General features: G+C 72.5%; 1 protein-coding gene. It reads left to right on the top strand.

Annotated features, from left to right (window positions below):
• Positions 1 to 343: 343 nt before the first annotated feature.
• Positions 344 to 2,281: an acyl-CoA dehydrogenase family protein gene (locus ACO1BR_RS17150; RefSeq protein WP_426795934.1), complete on the top strand. Its 1,938-nt coding sequence runs from the start codon at positions 344 to 346 to the stop codon at positions 2,279 to 2,281.
• Positions 2,282 to 2,289 lie beyond the last annotated feature (8 nt).

Here is a 2,289-nt window from a genome sequence, read left to right as displayed (position 1 = left end):
CGTCCCCCGTTCTCCCCCGGGGCCGTGCCGCAGGGGAGGAGCAGCGGCCCGCCTACCGCCGGCGCGGGATGCCGCCCGCCCCGGAGGGCGGTGCCCGGCCCGCGCGCGGTGCCGGCTCTCACCGTGCCGTACGGACGCCGTGATCGCGGCGCGGCACCGTGCCGCGCGGCGCATGTCGCCGCGTGAATCACCCGTGGCGGGTACCCGCTCCCGGGGCGGGTGCCGTCCCGTGCCTCCACTGGTGCAACCCGTGCGGATCGGGTAACTCTCACAAGTAGCACTGTCCGGCGGCCGACCGGCCCGCCGGTGCAGAACTCCCGATCCGCGGCGAGGTGAGCTCCTGATGACCGCTCCGTCCATCCGCAACGTTTCCGAGCGCGAAGCGCGCCAGGTCGCCGAGGCGGCCCGCGAGCAGGACTGGCGCAAGCCCAGCTTCGCCAAGGAGCTGTTCCTGGGGCGCTTCCGGCTCGACCTCATCCATCCGCACCCCACCCCGGCGGCCGACGACGTGCGGCGCGGCGAGAAGTTCCTCGCCACGCTGCGGGAGTTCTGCGAGACCGAGGTCGACGGTGCCCGGATCGAGCGCGAGGGGCGCATCCCGGACGAGACCGTCAACGGGCTCAAGGAACTCGGCGCCCTCGGCATGAAGATCGACCCGAAGTACGGCGGCCTCGGGCTGACCCAGGTCTACTACAACCGCGCGCTCGCCCTGGCCGGCTCGGCCAGCCCGGCGATCGGCGCGCTGCTCTCCGCGCATCAGTCGATCGGCGTACCGCAGCCGCTGAAGCTCTTCGGCACCCAGGAGCAGAAGGAGACCTTCCTGCCGCGGCTGGCCAGGACGGACATCTCCGCGTTCCTGCTGACAGAGCCCGACGTCGGCTCGGACCCGGCCCGGCTCGCCACCTCGGCCGTTCGCGACGGCGACGACTACGTGCTCGACGGCGTGAAGCTGTGGACCACCAACGGCGTGGTCGCCGACCTCCTGGTGGTGATGGCCCGGGTGCCCGCCTCCGAGGCGACCGAGACGAGCAAGGCGAGCAAGGGCGGCATCACCGCCTTCGTCGTCGAGGCCGACTCGCCCGGCATCACCGTCGAGAACCGCAACGCCTTCATGGGCCTGCGCGGCCTGGAGAACGGCGTCACCCGCTTCCACCGGGTGCGGGTCCCGGCCGCCAACCGCATCGGCCCCGAGGGCGCCGGCCTGAAGATCGCGCTGACCACACTCAACACCGGACGGCTCTCGCTGCCCGCGATGTGCGCCGGCACCGGCAAGTGGTGCCTGAAGATCGCCCGCGAGTGGTCCGGCGCCCGCGAGCAGTGGGGCCGCCCGATCGCCCGGCACGAGGCGGTCGGCGCCAAGATCTCGTTCATCGCGGCGACCACCTTCGCCCTGGAAGCCGTCGTCGACCTCGCCTCGCAGATGGCCGACGAGAACCGCAACGACATCCGCATCGAGGCCGCCCTCGCCAAGCTCTACGGCTCCGAGATGGGCTGGCGGATCGCCGACGAGCTGGTCCAGATCCGCGGCGGCCGCGGCTTCGAGACCGCCGACTCGCTCGCCGCCCGCGGCGAACGCGCCGTCCCCGCCGAGCAGGCGCTGCGGGACATGCGCATCAACCGGATCTTCGAGGGCTCCACGGAGATCATGCACCTGCTGATCGCCCGCGAGGCCGTCGACGCCCACCTGTCGGTCGCCGGCGACCTCATCGACCCGGACAAGTCCCTCGCCGACAAGGGCCGGGCCGCCGCCAAGGCCGGCGGCTTCTACGCCCGCTGGCTGCCCAGACTCGTCGCCGGACCCGGCCAACTCCCGCGCACCTACCAGGAGTTCGGCGAGCTGGCGGGCCATCTGCGGTATGTCGAGCGGAGCTCCCGCAAGCTCGCCCGGTCCACCTTCTACGCGATGTCCCGCTGGCAGGCGAAGATGGAGACCAAGCAGGGCTTCCTCGGCCGGATCGTCGACATCGGCGCAGAGCTGTTCGCGATGAGCGCGGCCTGCGTACGGGCCGAGCACCTGAGGATGACCGGCGACCACGGCCGCGAGGCGCACCAACTCGCCGACGCCTTCTGCCGGCAGGCCCGGATCCGCGTCGAGGAGCTGTTCGGCCGGCTGTGGACCAACACCGACGAACTGGACCGCAAGGTCGTCGCCGGTGTCCTGGGCGGCAGCTATACCTGGCTGGAGGAGGGCGTCATCGACCCCAGCGGCGACGGCCCCTGGATCGCCGACGCCGCCCCCGGCCCGAGCCTGAAGGACAACGCCCGCCGCCCGATCACGTAGCGGCACCG

The sequence above is a fragment of the Streptomyces sp. YGL11-2 genome (genome assembly GCF_050054615.1).
Taxonomy (GTDB): Bacteria; Actinomycetota; Actinomycetes; order Streptomycetales; family Streptomycetaceae; genus Streptomyces.
The sequence above is the reverse complement of the archived record's forward strand: the minus strand, read 5'-3'. Positions and strand labels throughout refer to the sequence as shown.